The organism is Microbacterium sp. (assembly GCF_048259935.1).
Lineage (GTDB): Bacteria > Actinomycetota > Actinomycetes > Actinomycetales > Microbacteriaceae > Microbacterium.
This window is the reverse complement of sequence record NZ_JBLXHF010000005.1, coordinates 284,356-300,750: the sequence shown is the minus strand read 5'-3', so window position 1 is coordinate 300,750 and position 16,395 is coordinate 284,356. Positions and strand designations below refer to the sequence as shown.

The 16,395-nt window shown below is 64.6% G+C and carries 13 protein-coding genes, 1 tRNA gene and 1 pseudogene; 5 read left to right on the top strand and 10 right to left on the bottom strand.

The genetic code is table 11. The features are described from left to right. Nucleotides 1-44 precede the first annotated feature (44 nt). Nucleotides 45-1,280, top strand: a complete 1,236-nt coding sequence (locus ACN0RC_RS11120; protein WP_417511663.1) for a beta-ketoacyl-[acyl-carrier-protein] synthase family protein — start codon at nt 45-47, stop codon at nt 1,278-1,280. A gap of 175 nt (nt 1,281-1,455) precedes the next feature. Here the strand turns inward: ACN0RC_RS11120 and ACN0RC_RS11115 are convergent, their stop codons facing one another. Then, nucleotides 1,456-1,959, bottom strand: coding sequence for a DUF3145 domain-containing protein (locus ACN0RC_RS11115; protein WP_417511661.1), 504 nt, complete (start codon nt 1,957-1,959; stop codon nt 1,456-1,458). 162 nt (nt 1,960-2,121) lie between these two features. Further along, nucleotides 2,122-2,895, bottom strand: a complete 774-nt coding sequence (locus ACN0RC_RS11110) for a hypothetical protein (protein WP_417511659.1) — start codon at nt 2,893-2,895, stop codon at nt 2,122-2,124. A gap of 179 nt (nt 2,896-3,074) precedes the next feature. On the opposite strand from ACN0RC_RS11110, the gene ACN0RC_RS11105 reads away from it, so the two are divergent. Continuing rightward, on the top strand, nt 3,075-5,072 hold the full coding sequence (locus ACN0RC_RS11105; RefSeq protein WP_417511657.1) for a DUF262 domain-containing protein: 1,998 nt from the start codon (nt 3,075-3,077) through the stop codon (nt 5,070-5,072). Between the two features lie 17 nt (nt 5,073-5,089). Next, a complete protein-coding gene (locus ACN0RC_RS11100; protein ID WP_417511655.1) occupies nt 5,090-5,332 on the top strand; it encodes a hypothetical protein in 243 nt (80 codons plus the stop codon). Between the two features lie 10 nt (nt 5,333-5,342). On the opposite strand, the gene ACN0RC_RS11095 is transcribed toward ACN0RC_RS11100, so the two are convergent. Together ACN0RC_RS11095 and ACN0RC_RS11090 are read right to left on the bottom strand one after the other, a co-directional pair. Next, nucleotides 5,343-5,416 (bottom strand) — tRNA-Ile (locus ACN0RC_RS11095). A gap of 14 nt (nt 5,417-5,430) precedes the next feature. Beyond that, on the bottom strand, nt 5,431-5,970 hold the full coding sequence (locus ACN0RC_RS11090; protein ID WP_417511654.1) for a gamma carbonic anhydrase family protein: 540 nt from the start codon (nt 5,968-5,970) through the stop codon (nt 5,431-5,433). 140 nt (nt 5,971-6,110) lie between these two features. Between ACN0RC_RS11090 and ACN0RC_RS11085 the strand changes: the two genes are divergently transcribed. Further along, nucleotides 6,111-6,596, top strand: a complete 486-nt coding sequence (locus tag ACN0RC_RS11085) for a Dps family protein (protein ID WP_417511652.1) — start codon at nt 6,111-6,113, stop codon at nt 6,594-6,596. Nucleotides 6,597-6,661: 65 nt separating this feature from the next. Here ACN0RC_RS11085 and ACN0RC_RS11080 read toward each other — a convergent pair whose 3' ends face one another. From ACN0RC_RS11080 to ACN0RC_RS11055, 6 genes and pseudogenes are all read right to left on the bottom strand, one after another. Then, nucleotides 6,662-8,779, bottom strand: coding sequence for an acyltransferase family protein (locus tag ACN0RC_RS11080; RefSeq protein WP_417511650.1), 2,118 nt, complete (start codon nt 8,777-8,779; stop codon nt 6,662-6,664). A 54-nt stretch (nt 8,780-8,833) separates the two neighbouring features. Next, the gene (locus tag ACN0RC_RS11075) at nt 8,834-10,312 is read right to left on the bottom strand and encodes an amidohydrolase (protein ID WP_417511648.1); all 1,479 of its coding nucleotides are present in this window, start codon (nt 10,310-10,312) and stop codon (nt 8,834-8,836) included. Next, nucleotides 10,309-10,974 (bottom strand): FMN-binding negative transcriptional regulator, encoded by a 666-nt coding sequence (locus tag ACN0RC_RS11070; protein ID WP_417511646.1) that lies wholly within the window; start codon nt 10,972-10,974, stop codon nt 10,309-10,311. The genes ACN0RC_RS11075 and ACN0RC_RS11070 overlap by 4 nt, the downstream gene beginning before the upstream one ends. A 29-nt stretch (nt 10,975-11,003) precedes the next feature. Then, nucleotides 11,004-12,002 (bottom strand): Fpg/Nei family DNA glycosylase, encoded by a 999-nt coding sequence (locus tag ACN0RC_RS11065; protein WP_417511644.1) that lies wholly within the window; start codon nt 12,000-12,002, stop codon nt 11,004-11,006. A 1-nt stretch (nt 12,003) separates the two neighbouring features. Then, on the bottom strand, nt 12,004-12,489 hold the full coding sequence (locus tag ACN0RC_RS11060) for a ribose-5-phosphate isomerase (protein WP_417511642.1): 486 nt from the start codon (nt 12,487-12,489) through the stop codon (nt 12,004-12,006). A gap of 30 nt (nt 12,490-12,519) precedes the next feature. Continuing rightward, a pseudogene (locus ACN0RC_RS11055) lies at nt 12,520-13,721 on the bottom strand (ferrochelatase). A 100-nt stretch (nt 13,722-13,821) separates the two neighbouring features. Here ACN0RC_RS11055 and pepN point away from each other — a divergent pair. Then, nucleotides 13,822-16,389 carry an aminopeptidase N gene (pepN, locus tag ACN0RC_RS11050; RefSeq protein WP_417511640.1) on the top strand — a complete coding sequence of 856 codons (2,568 nt, stop codon included), beginning with the start codon at nt 13,822-13,824 and terminating at the stop codon, nt 16,387-16,389. The last annotated feature ends 6 nt before the right edge of the window (nt 16,390-16,395 follow it).

Below are 16,395 nucleotides of genomic sequence, written 5' to 3'. Positions count from 1 at the left end.
TCGTCCGGCTCCCCCGATCCCGTCCCAGCAAGGAACCCCAGGATATGACCAAGCGCATCGTCGTCACCGGTATCGGTGCCACCTCCGCCATCGGGGGCACGGCACCGGAGAACTGGACCAATCTGCTGGCCGGGATGTCCGGCGGCCGCTCCCTTGAGCACGAATGGGTCGCAGAACTCGAGCTTCCCGTCACCTTCGCGGCCGAGGCCATCGTTCGCCCAGAAGAGGTGCTGGCACGTCCTGTCGCCAAGCGCCTCGACCCTTCGTCGCAGTTCGCACTCATCGCCGCGATGGAGGCATGGGAAGACGCGGGTGCCCCGGATGTGGATCCTGAGCGACTCGGCGTCGACTTCGCGACCGGGATCGGCGGCGTCTGGACGCTGCTGGATGCGTGGGACACCCTGCGCGAGAAGGGGCCTCGTCGCGTCATGCCGATGACGGTTCCCATGCTCATGCCGAACTCTGCAGCCGGCAACCTCTCCCTTCACTTCACCGCCCGCGCATTCGCCCGGACGGTTGCTTCTGCTTGCGCCTCAAGCACCGAGTCCCTCGTGAACGCCTACGAGCATCTGCAGGCCGGCCTCGCAGACGTCGTGATCGCAGGTGGCACCGAATCGGCCATCCACCCGATAACCATTGCTTCGTTCGCATCGATGCAGGCGCTCTCTCGCCGCAACGATGACCCTGCGACCGCTTCTCGCCCCTACTCCGAAGACCGCGACGGCTTCGTCATGGGCGAAGGAGCGGCCGTTCTCATCCTCGAGACCGAGGAGCACGCGAAAGCGCGCGGGGCGAAGATCTACGCCGAGCTCGTCGGAGGCGGCGTGACAGCCGACGCATTCCACATCACGGCAAACGCGCCCGAAGGTGCCGCTCGTGCCGTGAAGCTCGCGCTGGATGCCGCTGGCCGCACGCCGGACGACGTCACGCACATCAATGCGCACGCGACGTCGACACCGGTCGGCGACCCGAACGAGTACACGGCGCTGCGCAGCGTCATCGGCGATCGCGTTCACGAGATCCCGGTGTCGGCGACGAAAGCATCCACTGGCCACCTGCTCGGTGGAACCGGCGCGCTCGAGGCGATATTCACGGTGCTCGCGATCCGCGATCGCATGGCTCCCCCGACGATCAACATCACGACGCAGGATCCCGAGATCCCGCTGCTCGTGTCGGGCGACGCGCAGCCTCTCGGCGAGGCACCGCAGCTCGCGATCAGCAACTCATTCGGGTTCGGCGGCCACAACGCCGTCGTCGCGTTCGCGTCCTACGACGACTGACGCCCCCGTCCAGGTCGCACTTTGTGCCGCTTTCTGCTCGTCATAGCGGCACAGAGTGCGACCTGAATATTGTGTAACCAAGGCGTGGGATTCGCGTTCTCAGCTGCCAGGATCATCACCAGCGTCCGATACCGACGCCTCCCAGCGCCCCGATTCGTTGTGGTCGCCGTTCGGGCTAACCCACCTTGTGGAGCCAGACGACGCTGGAGTCGTCGCTGGCGTGGCGGAAGGGCTCTAGCTCCTCATCCCAGCTGGAGCCGAGTGCGACATCGAGTTCGCGCTGCAGCTCGATTGCACTACCGGCCGCGATCTCCATCGCATAGCGGATACGGTCTTCGCCGATGACGATGTTGCCTGCGGCATCCGTCTGGGCGTAGTGGATGCCGAGATCTGGGGTGTGCAGCCATCGACCACCGTCGCTGCGCGGCGTCGGATCTTCAGTGACCTCGAAGCGCAGGTGCTCCCACCCGCGGATCGCCGTCGCGAGAGCAGCCCCGGTGCCGACCGGACCATCCCAATAGAACTCGGCGCGACGAGACCCTTCGAGCACGGGCTGATCGGCCCAGTCGAAGTTCACTGCACGACCGATAGCGCGTCCCACCGCCCATTCGAGGTGCGGGCAGAGCGCGCGAGGTGCAGAGTGGATATACACCACTCCGCGTGCGTAAGCCGTTGCCATGATCTCTCCGTTTCATCAGGTGCGTCTTCCCCAACGACCTGTTCCACGAGAGTGGCGTTTCTATGCGGTTATACGGCGATTATCGCTGACTTCGACCGAAATCACAAGCGTGTGATTCATACGAGAGATGCCCCGGCCGAAGCCGGGGCATCTCTTTGAGTCTCAGGCCTCGCTCATGGCGATCTTGGCCTGCTGCCCCTTGGCTGCGTAGTACGCGTCGCGGGCAGCATCCTTTCGCGCCTGCTCGGCATAGCCGGCTTCGAGAACGTCCTGCGGGACTTCGTAGTTCGCGATGTCATCGGTGCCGTGGTACTTCTCGATGTACGCATCGAGCTCAGGACCAGAGGTCCACGACGTGATCAGGTTGTAGCGCGGCTCAGAGCCGGTGTGGGTGGCTGCGTGCCACAGACGCTGCGTGTCAACGATGAGCTGCGCGCCGGCCGGAAGCGCAATGCGCACCTCACCTGCGGGGTCAGTGCGGTTCTCGCGCAGGACGAAGAAGCTGTCCTTGTCGTCGGTGAGGTTGAAGAATCCACGCACGACCCAGCCGGTGCCGTCCGGGTTCAGACGGTTGTTGTCATCCTGGTGGAGGTTGTAGAGGCACTCGCCATAGGGAGTCGGCTGCAGCTCGATGACGCGGCAGCGGCCGACGTTCGCACCGGGCTCTTGCGCGCGACGCGTGAGGATCGGGGCCTTCTCGGTCTGCGAGGGGATCCACACACCGTCTTTGTCGGTGCGCGGCGGCTTGTGGTTCCAGAAGCCGTTGCACTCGATCTCTCCCTTGGCGCTGGCCAGCGGCGCGAAGCGGGTGTCACCAGACGACTTCCAGTCGTTGTACTCGATGTCGAGCCATTCCTTGGGGTCGAGCGCCTGGTTGTAGCTGTCGAGGACGACGAATCCCTTTTCCTCGAGGGCAGCAGATTTGATGTATGCCATGATCTGAGCCAGATCCTTTCATCGGGGGCCAGCACGTTTTAACAGGCCCTGATAAGGCAAGCCTAACAGCGCGCCCTGCACCGGCCCCGGGACGCGGCCGTGAAAATCGCTCGCCCATTAGACTTGGACCAGGTGGAACTTTCGGTGCCGCCCACGTGTGAGGAGCAGAAGCGAACACCATGGCAATCGCCACGAACGTCGACGCCAAAGCCGTCAATACGATCGATTGGCTGTCGACTCCCGGCACCACGATTGTTGTTCCTGTCTATCAGCGCCAGTACCGGTGGGACATCGGCGGATGCGAGCGCCTCCTCGCCGACATCCGTGCCGTCGCTGAGGAAGACGGCAGCCACCGGCACTTCATCGGGTCGATCCTCTCCGCCCAGGACTCCTCCGAAACCGATCTGATCCTCATCGACGGTCAGCAGCGCATCACGACGATCATGCTGCTGGTCGCAGCCCTTCACCACGCGGTGCGCGAGAGCGATCCGGCGATGGCCGCCGAGCTCGCGCGGGTGCTCGTGCGCGATGATGACGCGACGCGCACGAAGCTGCGCCCCCACGATGCGTGGGCTCACCTGTACGAGTCGGTAGTGCTGGACCATCCGGATGCTGCCGACCGCGAATCGCGATTCGATGACAACTACGCGTTCTTCCGCAGTCAGGTGCACGCTGACGAGGCGTCCTCGATCTGGCGCGGTCTTCAGCGGCTCGAGCACGTGTCGATCACTCTGGGTGCGGCGGCGAACGCACAGCAGATCTTCGAGAGCCTGAACTCCACCGGCGAGCCCCTGCGCGACCACGAGCTGATCCACAACTACATCCTGATGGGGCTCACGCACGCCGAGCAGCTCGATGTCGAAGCGCGCTTCTGGCTGCCGATCGAGCGCCATACCGGTGAGATGATCGGGGCATTCTGGCGCCACTTCCTGGTGATGACGACGGGCCGCGAGGTCACGGTCGACGGCGAGCACGGGGTCTACGCGGCATTCCGTCGGTCGTTCCCGAATGTCGATGCGCACCACCTTCAGTCCAACGCGGAGACCTGGCGCCACTACGCCGAGATCTACGGCATCCTGCTCGATCCCTCGGCAGAGAAGGATGCCGAGGTTCGTCGACAGCTCGAGTACCTCAACACTTTCGGCCGTGGGGCCTATCCGCTCGCGATGAGCGCCTACAGCGATCACGCTCGTGGCCGGATTTCACGCACCGAGCTCATCGAGACTCTGGAGTGGACGCAGGCGCTGTTCCTGCGACGTGCCCTGGTGGGGCTCCCGATCGAACGTCTCATCGCGCGGCTGTGCCGTGCGCGCCCCCAGGGACGCGAGTCGCTCATGCGCGCATTCGCACGGATCACACCGTCTGACGAACGGGTGGGCGCCGTCCTGAAGTACGTAGAGCTTCCGCACGCGGCGTACGTGCTCGGCCGGCTCGAGGATGTCAGCAACCCGCGCGACTACGACATCGAGCACATCGTGCCGCTGATGCCGAGCGAAACATGGTCCGGTGACGGCACGAGGCCATGGAGCGAGTACTCCGAGGACGAGCAGAACAGCCACCGCGCGCTCGCACCCACGCTCGGAAACCTCACGCTCCTCGAGGAGCCGCTCACCGAACGTGTGTTCGGCGCGCCCTTCCCCGACAAGCAGACGCAGGCGTACGCGCGAAGCGATGTTGCCGAGACCAGGATGCTCGCCGAGCTGCCGGGCTGGAACACCGCCGCGATCACCACGCGCACTGTGCGCCTCGCCGGATCCCTGCTGCAGATCTGGGCCCGTCCTGCGTTCCCCGAGATCGACGATGACGGGCTGACTCCTGTGCTGGATGCGGTGCGTCGCCGCGGCTGGCCCGTGGGCTGGGATCGCGAGTTCGACTACGTCGAGTACCGCGGCGAGCACTGGGAGGTCAAGGACATCCGCGCGCTGTTCAATCGCATCTTCCGGCGGGCATGGACAGATGACCGCCCTGCCGCTCTGGCCTACTGCGCCGCCCACGGCGGACCGATCTACGCGGAGATGGCGTGGAAGGGCCAGTGGGATGCGCTGGATGAAGAGAACTTCCTGTATATGGGATGGGACTCCAACTACATGATGAACGCCGTGCAGGGTGTCTTGGCCGAATCCGGGATCTCTGCGGAAGTGTTCGTGAAGTACTCATACATCGGGAACGTGATGTGATGCGGCAGAATGCCCCTGTGGACCTGAGATTCAACGAGCTGACCCTCGGATGGAGTGAAGACTCCCCCGTGGAATGCGAATGCGACCACGGCGATGACGAGGCGTACGCTCCGTGCGGTCGCCGCGCGAAATGGCGCGTCACGATCGATTGCACGTGCGGCGAGGATCATCCGCGCACGGTCGAGCTTCTGTGCACCAAGTGCTTGCGCACCGCCCGGAAGGACCTCGGCAACGAGGCCATCACGGCACGTCCGCTGTAGCGGATCACGGTAGGGCGGGCGGGACTTGAACCCGCGATCGTTGGGTTATGAGCCCACTGCCTTCACCAGCTTGGCCACCGCCCCGTAGGCCTTCAACTCTATCGGAGCGATACGGCATCCTCGTGCGTCTTCAGATGCTCGTGGTAGATCTCTGCGTTGCGAATGAGGTCCGCGCGCTCCTGATCGCTAAGAGCACGCCGCACCTTCGCAGGCACGCCTGCCACCAGTGAGCCGTCGGGAATTTCGGTTCCGCCGAGAACGACGGCGCCGCCCGCGATCAGGCAGCCCTTGCCGATCACCGCACCGCTGAGGACAACCGCCCCCATGCCGATGAGTGATCCATCACCGATCGTGCAGCCGTGCACGACCGCGTTGTGCCCGATCGACACGTTCTCTCCGATGAGCACGCTCTGCCCGCTGTCGACGTGGACCGACACATTGTCCTGTACGTTGCTGCCCTTGCCCAACACGATTCCCGCAGAATCGCCGCGGAGAACCGCGTTGTACCAGACGCTCGAACCCGAATCCAGAACAACTTCGCCGATGACGCGCGCACCATCGGCGACGAATGCGTCATCGGAGATCTTCGGAGTCTTACCTGCAAGGGCGAGAACGGATGCAGAAGACGAGATGCTCATGAGGTGAGACTATCCTGACTTCCGCATGATTCCGCGGATATTTAGCCTGATAAGCCCAGCCTCAGCTTGCTTGCGGAATGTTCGATGCTGAGTAGCGTTGTATTTGACAGGCACCGAAAAGCCGTTCTGGAGGAAGAAAAATGAGCAAATCGCAGACCGTTTCCACCACCGCGAGCGACCCGACCGTTGCCGCAGCCACCGCGCAGTTCCTCTCCCCCGTCGTTCTGGGGCTTCAGGCACTGACGATCAGCGGAAAGCAGGCGCACTGGCACGTGCGCGGTGCGAACTTCGTCGGTGTGCACGAACTCTTCGACGCAATTGTCGCGAACGCCGGCGCCTTCGCCGATTCGGCCGCGGAGCGCATCGTCGCTCTCGGCCTCCCCATCGACGCACGGGTGAAGGCTGTGGCCGAGAAGGGCGCGGCCTCTGAGGTACCAGCCGGGTTCGCACAGTCACGCGATCTCATCCGCAATGTGATCGCGGACATCGACGCTATCCTCGTCGACACCAAGGCCGCGATCGACGGACTCGATGAAGTCGACCTCACCAGCCAGGATGTCGCCATCGAGATCATGCGTGGTCTTGAGAAGGACCGCTGGTTCCTGCTCGCGCACATCGCCGAGTAAGACACTCAGACACGACGAAGGGCGCCGGGATCATCCCGGCGCCCTTCGTCGTGCGTGCGGCAGAATCAGCTGACGCCGCTGGCGATCGCGTTCTTCAGCGCTTCGGTGATCTGAGGTGCCAGCGTGTTGGCGAAGGTCACCGTCAGATGATCCTGATCACGGTAGGCGTTCGCTCCGCCGATCACCGGGAAGCAGGTGTCGTCGTCGCAGTACACGTCAGTGAAGTCGAGCAGTGTCACCCCAGAAGCATCCTCGGCGGCATCCCGAATCGGATCGTTCTCCGGCAATCTCTCGGCCCGCGGGCTCGAGCACTCAGATGCATCGTGCGTACGCAGGCACTTGTTCGGGTCGGTCTCCCACCCCGGGTTGTCCACGACAGTTATGACGGGGATGCCTCGGTCTGTCATGGTCGACCACGCGTCACGATAGCCGGCGACTGCGGCATCGAAGGACGAGTCGTATCCAGCTGAGGCGTACGGAGTGTTCGAGATCGCAGAGGTGAAGACGACATCGAACTCGTTGTCGGCCAGCGCAGCCGACATGCCCTCGCGCCAGTCAGTGCAGGCCTCGCCGAATGATCCGGCAGTGGCAAGAGGCGTGGTGTTCCACGGGCACGCGCCCTTGAAGTACGTCGTGAGGCTCCAGCCTTCGCGATCGGCGATCGTCGCGAATGTCGCGAGGTACTGGTAGGCGTGGCTGTCTCCGACCAGGGCGACGCGCGGAGCGTCAGGAGCGTCAGATCCGAACTCGCACGAGACCGCGCGCGAGTCGTTCAGCTGAATGAAGCACTGCGGCTCGTCAGGACTGTCCGCGCCGGCGAATCCGGGGGCGGGGAGGATCGTTGAGGGCGCCTGACCCGCACACGCCTCATCGAGAATGCTCGCTGCTCCGAAACAGGCCGGCGGGTTGTCGCGCACGTCTTGGATCGCCTGAACACCCTGTTGGTATGCCGGCGCATTCGCAGCCCAGCCTCCAAGGGCTGTGGCGGCGACCAGGATCATCGCACCCAGCGATGCCCACAGCGTCACCCGCGGTCGACGTGAGGTCAACGGCTTCCATGCCCTCATCGGGTCTTCGACGAACTTCTTCGTCAGCCACGCGAGGATGAAGCAGATGCACAGCAGCGCCACGCGATGGTAGATCGTGAGCCCCCAGAACGGCACCGACGGAGCGATGACGATCAGCGGCCAGTGCCAGAGATACAGGCTGTACGAGATGTCACCGGTGAAGCGCATCGGACGGACCGACAGAAGCCGAGTCGGATACCACCAGCGCTCGGTGTTGGATGCGGCGATGATCGCCGCAGCTCCCAGCGTCGGCAACAACGCCATGTAGCCGGGGAACATGGTCTGGCGACCGAATGACACCGCGGTGTAGAGCAGCACCAGGATGCCCGCCCATCCGAGCAGGAAGCTCAGCGCGGCATTGCTCACACGCAGCCTGGGAACCAGAGCGATGAGCGCGCCGACGCCGAACTGCCACATCCGGCCGAACGTCACGAAGTATGCCGGTGCAGGGTCGGTCATCGTGTAGATGACGCAGAAGATGAACGAGGCCACCGAGACGATGCCGATCGCAATGGCCGCGGCGCGCAGGCGCGATCCACGGAACCACTTCACGGCGACCCATGCCGCAAGCAGCATGAGCAGGGGCCAGATGACGTAGAACTGCTCTTCGAGCGACAGCGACCAGTAGTGCTGCACGGTCGTCGGGTCGCCCGAGAGAGCGAGATAGTCAGCGGAGTTGAAGGCGAGATACCAGTTCTCGACATAGAACGTGGCTGCGATGATCTCTCGCATCTCCGCGGGCAGAGCCGAGGTAGGTGTGAGGAAGGGCAGCGCCGAGACGATCGCGCAGAACAGCAGCACGAGCAGCGATGCCGGCAGCAGTCGCCGTGCGCGTCGGGCCCAGAACTGACCGAGATTCACGCGCCCCGTCGACGACAGCTCGCGAGCGAGGTGTCCGGTGATCAGGAAGCCGGAGATCACGAAGAAGATGTCGACACCGACGTAGCCGCCGCTCAGACGACCCGGCCAGAAGTGGTACAGAACCACGAAGAGGACGGCGATTGCACGCAGTCCCTGCACGTGCGGAATGAATCGTGTGGCAGTGGCGTGCTCCGGTGACCGCTCACGACGCAATTGGGCGCGAGAAGGCAAGGGAGTCTCTGGGGCAGATGTCACCTTACGACGGTACCTGCTGCGCACCCGAAGCCGTGAACCCACACCGGCTGCGGGTCACGCCAGGTGCGTCACGCGTCCGTCGAGCAGCGTCGCGAGAACAGGCATTCGACGCAGGGGCACAGCTGAAGCCGTGTGCGGGTCGGTCGGGCAGATGACAAGGTCTGCGCGAGCCCCCGGGCGCACCGCGGTTCGGACGCTCGCCGAAAGTGCGTCGTCAACACTCAACCGCTCTTCGGGGTGCCAAGGAGCGTGCTCGCCATCTGTGCGGTGCACGGCGGCCGAGATGGCCTGCCACGGGTCAAGCGGTGCCACCGGAGCATCCGACCCCAGCCGAAGCTCGACACCTGCGCGCGCGAGAGCGGCCATCGGGTAGCCGAGCGCGGTCTGATCCGCCCAGTATCCGTCGACGAGTTCACGGTCATCCAGAGCGTGCTGAGGCTGGATGCTCGCGGCAAGACCCAGGCGCGCGATACGCGCGATGTCGGCATGACGCACGAGCTGCGCGTGCTCGATCGTTCCGCGTGCACCGGTCACCGTCACCGCGTCCAGAGCGAACGACACTGCCCGATCACCGATCGCGTGCACCGCTGCGGCAAAACCCGCCCCCGTCGACCGGGTCAGCAGCTGAATGAGTTCGGATGGCGAGACGTTCAGGACTCCGTGATCGGACTCATCACCGGGGTAGGCATGCGTGCACGCTGCCGTGCGGGTGCCGAGGGATCCATCGGTGATGACCTTCAGCGGTCCGACGTGCGCGAGACCGCCTGTCCCGCCGAGCGGGTCCCCCGTGCGCAGTCCCGCTGCAATGGCCCGTTCCAGATCCGCAGGGTAGACGGCGAACTCGACGCGCTGCGAGCGGAAGCCGGCGCCTGCCCGTCTCGCCCAGGCGTCAACGTTCCAGGCCATGTCGAAATCGACGATGCCCGTCACGCCGCGTGCCGCCGCCGCGCGTCCTGCCGTCTTCACCGCGGCGTCGCTGTGCAGCGGCTCCACCGCGTTCAGGCGTTTCGAGATCTCGAAGGCATCCTCTTCGCGGAGCACGCCATCCGGCGCAGCGAATCCTTCGCGTCGGAGGGCAGCGGAGTTCAACCAGACGCTGTGCACATCCGCGTTGATCAGGTACGTCGGAATGTCGCCGGTCGCAGCATCCAGAATCTGGGCCGTTGGCGAATCGCTCCAGAGCGCGTCACGGAATCCGGTTCCGATACGACGGCCGTCGACGGAAGAGTCGGATGCCGCCATCAGCGCTGCTGCTTCTCGCGCGGAAGTTGCATCGTGGAGCGCTACCCGCTCGGATACCAGCGCCCACTGGACTGTATGGACGTGGCTGTCCCACAGCCCCGGCACGACCCACGCACCTTGCGCATCGATCGCCTGGCCTCGGACCGGCAGAGCACCCGAAGGGGCGATATCGACGATCCGACCCGCATCGATATGGATGTCGACCGGCTCGTCGTCCATGAGATATTCACGGCCCGGGCCGGCGATCCTCACCTGGCGGATCGCCGCCACACTCTCATCGATCGACGTCACGTGCGCGGCGCCTTGGAGCCTCGTGCTGCCAGCCGTGCATCATGGGCGCGCTGCATCTCAGTGACAAGTGCCGGATTCGGGTACGCCTCGTCCTGGGAGAGCTCGAGGATGACGTTCTCGATGACATCATCGGTTTTGTTCTGGCTCAGCTTGCGCTTGGCCGTCACGCGCGTCGGCGTCAGCCGGAAGCCGATCGTCCCGGCCTCTAGCCGTGAGATGAATGCCTCGTCGTTCGGCGGCGTCCACATCCCGCGTGGCGAAGGAAAGCGGCGCTCGAAATGCTCGACGAGATCATCGAGCACTTTCAGATTCGCCCGAGTATCAAGGATCTCGGGAACCCCCGAGAGATGCACGGCGACGTAGTTCCACGTCGGAACCGCAGGGACATCGCCGTACCACCCCGGTGAGACGTACCCGTGCGGGCCCTGGAATATCATCAACAACTCTTGTTCGGGCTGCCCGAGCCCCAGCACGAGATCGTCAGGGCGTCCGACATGGCCGACGACCGTGAGGTCCTCGCGACCCGGATCCAGCAGGACCGGATAGTGCGATGCGGTCATGCCGTCGGCATCGCGTCCGACCAGCGTCGCCCACGGATTGCCCGCGATCACGCGACGCAACTCGGCGATATCGGTCATCGCAAAACTCGGGTTCTGGCGCATGATCTCAGCCTAAGGCCGGTACCGAGTCATCACGCCTGACATCTCGGGCACCAGTACAGCTTGCGTGCACCGATCTCCTCCAGGACGATCTCGGTGCCGCAGGTACGACACGGCAGTCCCGCGCGGTGATAGACCCAGTGCCGATCATCACGACTCGCCATCGCAGCACGGTAATCATCGGGCGACAGATCATCCATCGTCATCATCTGCCCGGTCTCGACCCCGATCGGCAACAGACGGGCCCAGTCGCGCCAGAGTTCCCGCACGATCTCTTCCGGTACGTCCTTGCCACGTGTGTGCGGGTTGAGCCGCGCCCGGTAGAGCATCTCGGCACGGTACACGTTCCCGATGCCGCTGACGACCGACTGGTCCATGAGCAGCAGCGCGATCGCCGTACCCTTCTTGCGCACGACGCGGACGAAGCGCTCCTCGTTCTCCGCGGGATCCCCGACCAACGGATCAGGCCCGAGCTTGGCAACCGTGGCGAGCATCTCGTCCGGTGTCTGCAGCACGCACGCCGTGGGTCCGCGCAGGTCTGCGACGGTAATGTCGGTCATGAGACGAAGGCGCACCTGCCCCACGATCGGTGGCGGCCATTCTGCGCCCTCGTCTGCAAGGCCCTTGGTCTGCTCCGACATGCGCACGTGCACGCGTGCACGACGCGGTGCGCCGATCGAAGCCAGCGAGTTCTCTCCGGCATCATCGAGGATCTGCGCATCCAGATCGGTGCCGCGCTGGTTGGTCTGACCCATCCGGCCGTTCGCCGAAGCGATGGTCTGATCCAGCAGAATCTCACCGGCGAAATCCCACGCCCCGTAGAGGCCGAGGTGCACGCGCAGCCAGAGGTCGCCTTCGGCCTCGAGGAACATCTGCTTGCCGACGGCCTTGACGCTGATGGCCTCACGGCCGTTCAGTACCTCTGCGCCCTCGGCGAAGCGGCCCTGCGGGCTGGATGCGTGCAGGGTCTTGCCGACGAAGTTGCGATCGAACTGACGGGCGATCCGGTGTACGGAGTGTCCCTCGGGCACGTCAGGCCCTGGGGTCGGGAAGGAGCGTTCCGTCGCGCTCGAAGTCGGCGATCTGACCGATGCGGCGAACATGCCGCTCCTCATCCGAGAACGGCGTCTCGATGAAGCGCTCGATGAACGAGACGACCTCTTCGAACGTGTGCTGGCGCGCACCGATCGAGATCACATTCGCATCGTTGTGCTGGCGGGCGAGCTCTGCCGTGGACAGGTTCCACACAAGAGCTGCTCTGATGCCCTGCACCTTGTTCGCTGCGATCTGCTCACCGTTGCCTGAGCCGCCGAAGACGATGCCGAGGGTGTCGACGCCCTTCTCCTGGTCGGCCACGACGGCCTGCGCCGCACGGATGCAGAATGCCGGGTAGTCGTCGAGAGCGTCGTACTCGACCGGACCGTGGTCGATGACTTCGTGTCCGAGAGCGCTCAGGTGGTTCTGGAGCTGCGTGGAGAACTCGAGCCCCGCGTGATCTGTGGCGATGTGAATGCGCATGGTCACCATCCTAGAAGCGTCGCACGTCGGTCATGGCGCGATCCCGGCAGCGGCCGGCTTGAACCCGAGCCTGACGTTCTCGCAGTCCCCCGGTCGCGACACGTCGTACCAGGGACCGAGGTCGGTCACATGCGGACGGTCGACGGCCGGCGTGCCCTCGATGCGCTCGACCACCAGATCGATGAGGCCAGCGACGAAGGCCGGATGGATGCCGGGGGTCTGCGTGCGCACCGCAGGGAGCCCCGCGTTCTGCGCCGACTCCATCGCCTCGGTGTCGAGATCCCAGAGGACCTCCATATGGTCGCTGACGAATCCCAACGGTACGATGACGACAGCCTTCGCACCGGCAGCCGGCAGTTCTGCGATCACGTCGTTGATGTCCGGCTCGAGCCAGGGCTGGGTGGGCGGGCCAGAGCGAGACTGGAACACCAGCTGCCACGGTACCGCCCCGCCGCCGGTCACGGCGCCGAGCTTCTCAATGATGTGCTCGGCAACCGCGCGGTGCTGCGCACCGTACGCGCCGCCCTCTCCCCAATCGACATCGCGCGGACCGGAACGCTCGGCATCTGCGGTGGGGATCGAGTGCGTCGAGAAGAGCAGATGAATATCGGATGCCGCGATGCCCTGGCCCAGGAACTTCTGCACCGCAGCATCCACACCCTCTTGGAAAGGTGTGACGAAACCAGGGCGGTCGAAGAACAGTCTGATCTTGTCGGCCGTGACGCGTTCCTCGAGGCCGGCTTCGGTGATCGCGCGAGCGATATCCTCCGGTACTGACGATCGCTGGAATATGAGCTGTAGGCGCTCGTCGCCAAGACGAGCAGAGTGCGGTGTCCGTCGTCGGCGGCCGCGGTGAAGGCGTCCGGCAGGTAGGGCTCCCAGTTGCGGTTGCCCCAGTAGACCGGCAGGTCCATGCCGCGCGACGCGATCTCTGCCTCGAGAGCTGCCTTCAACTCGCGGTTCTGCCCGTTGATCGGGCTCACGCCCCCGAAATGCCGGTAGTGATGTGCGACCTCTTCGAGGCGTTCGTCGGGGATGCCGCGCCCACGCGTCACATTCCGCAGGAACGGGATGACATCGTCCTGCCCCTCCGGGCCTCCGAAGCTCGCCAGGATGAGCGCGTCGTACGCTACCGGCGTCTCGATGAACTCGGCTCCGCTGGCAGCGGCAGAAGAGGCGAACGGAACAATGATCTGGTCACTCGTGGTCACGGTTCCGTCTTTCCATCTCATCGCGATGCATCAGCTGGGTCCTGGCGTAGGCTGTCATGGTTGCCTTCCGCGCCAGCCGCGTCGGATCTAAGCGATACCCCGAACCCCTGGGAGAAAAGCTGTGCCTGGAGAGAACCTCACCCGCATCGAAGCGCAGGAGCGCCGCGCCCTCATCGACACGCAGTCGTACGAGGTCTCGCTCGACTTGACGAAGGGCGCCGAGGTCTTCGGATCTCGAAGCGTCGTGCGCTTCACCGCGACGCCGGGCAGCTTCACCTTCGTCGATCTGATTGCGCGCGACGTGCGCGAGATCTCGCTCAACGGAGAGCAGCTGGACCCCGCCGAGGTCTTCGCCGACTCTCGCATCGCGCTGACGGGCCTGCAGGAGGAGAACATCCTCGTCGTCGATGCGGACTGCCTCTACACGAACACTGGCGAAGGTCTGCATCGCTTCGTCGACCCCGTCGACGAAGAGGTCTACCTGTACTCGCAGTTCGAGGTGCCCGATTCGCGCCGCGTCTTCGCGGTGTTCGAGCAGCCCGATCTGAAGGCCACCTTCCAGTTCACCGTCACCGCGCCTGACTCGTGGAAGGTCATCTCCAACTCCCCCACGCCAGAGCCGATCAACCACGATGAGAGCAACACGGCGACGTGGGGATTCGAGCCCACCCCGCGCATCTCCTCGTACATCACTGCGCTTGTGGCGGGACCGTACGAGTCGACGTTCTCCGAGCTGACCAGCGCAGATGGACGAGTGATCCCGCTCGGTGTGTACGCACGCAAGAGCCTGTGGGCGCACCTCGACGCTGACTACATCTTCGACAAGACCCGCCAGGGCTTCGCCTACTACGAGCAGAAGTTCGGCGTACCGTACCCGTTCGCGAAGTACGACCAGCTGTTCGTGCCGGAGTTCAACGCCGGAGCGATGGAGAACGCGGGCGCGGTCACGTTCACCGAGACCTATGTGTTCCGCAGCAAGGTGACCGACGCCGTCAAGGAGCGTCGCGTCGTCACGATCCTGCATGAGCTGGCGCACATGTGGTTCGGCGATCTCGTCACCATGAAGTGGTGGAACGATCTCTGGTTGAACGAGTCGTTCGCTGAATGGGCATCGACCATCGCGACCGCCGAGGCAACGGAGTGGACCGAAGCATGGACCACGTTCAACGCCATGGAGAAGACCTGGGCGTACCGCCAGGACCAGCTCCCCTCCACGCACCCGATCATGGCCGAGATCAATGATCTCGAAGACGTGCAGGTGAACTTCGATGGCATCACCTACGCCAAGGGCGGATCGGTACTCAAGCAGCTCGCTGCCTGGGTGGGAATCGACGCCTTCTTCGCTGGCGTCGGCCAGTACTTCCAGAAGCACGCCTGGGGCAACACCGAGCTGAGCGACCTGCTCACCGAGCTCGAGGCGAGCAGCGGTCGCGACCTCAGCACCTGGTCGAAGAAATGGCTGGAGACCGCCGGAGTCAACACGCTCTCCCCGGTCATCGCTGAAGACGTCGACGGTCTCATCACACGGTTCGCCATCACCCAGACTGCTCCTGCGGACTATCCGACGATTCGCCCGCACCGTCTGGGCATCGGCTTCTACAACCTCGAGGACGACGCTCTCACGCGCTCGTACTACGTCGAGATCGATGTCGATGGTGACCGCACAGAGGTGCCCGAGCTCCAGGGGCAGAAGCGGCCTGATCTCGTGCTGCTCAACGACAACGACCTCGCCTATGCGAAGATCCGCCTCGACGAGCGGTCGCTGGCAACGGCTATCGCACACCTCGGGGACATCGCTGACCCGCTCGCTCGCTCGCTCATCTGGGGCGCTGTATGGGATCAGACGCGCGACGCCGAGAGCGCAGCATCCGACTACATCGACCTCGTGCTCGGGAACATCGGGCGCGAGACCGAGTCGACCACGATCCGCACCACGCTCGCGCAGCTGCGCACCGCCGCAACGCTCTACGTCGCCCCCGTACAGCGCGACGCAGCTCGTCTGAAGATCGCGGATGCGCTGTGGGACCTCGCACAAAGCGCCCCGGCAGGCAGCGACAGCCAACTGCAGTTCGTCACCGCTTTCGCCGCTTCGCTGGTCGATTCCGAGCACGCGGGGATCATCGGTCGCCTCCGCTCGGGCGAAGATACCCTCCCCGGCCTCGAGATCGACGCTGACCTGTCGTGGCAGCTGCTGGTCGGACTCGCCTCGATCGGCGCGACTGACGCGGCTTCCATCGATGCTGCCCTCGCCGCGGACAACACCTCCAAGGGTGCGGAGTTCGCCGCCCAGGCTCGTGCCGCACTGCCGACGGTCGAAGACAAACGCGCCGCCTGGGCGTCGCTCATCGACAACGCCGATCTGCCGAACACGATCGTGCGCTCGGCTGCAACCGGTTTCGTCCACCCGAACAGCGTGGGTGTGCTCGGAGAGTTCGTGCAGAGCTACTTCGACATGCTCACCGACGTCTGGGAGTCGCGGACCTATCAGATCGCGAACTACCTCATCGTCGGGCTCTATCCCACAGCTCTCGGCAGCGTCGAACTGCGTGATGCCACCCGCGCATGGCTGGCCGACAACAAGGATGCCGCTCCCGCGCTTCGCCGCCTGGTCGGTGAGGAGCTTGCCGATGTCGAGCGTGCTCTCTACGCGCAGTCGCGCGACGGTGAGGAGCCTGAAGCGCACGCCTGATCGGTA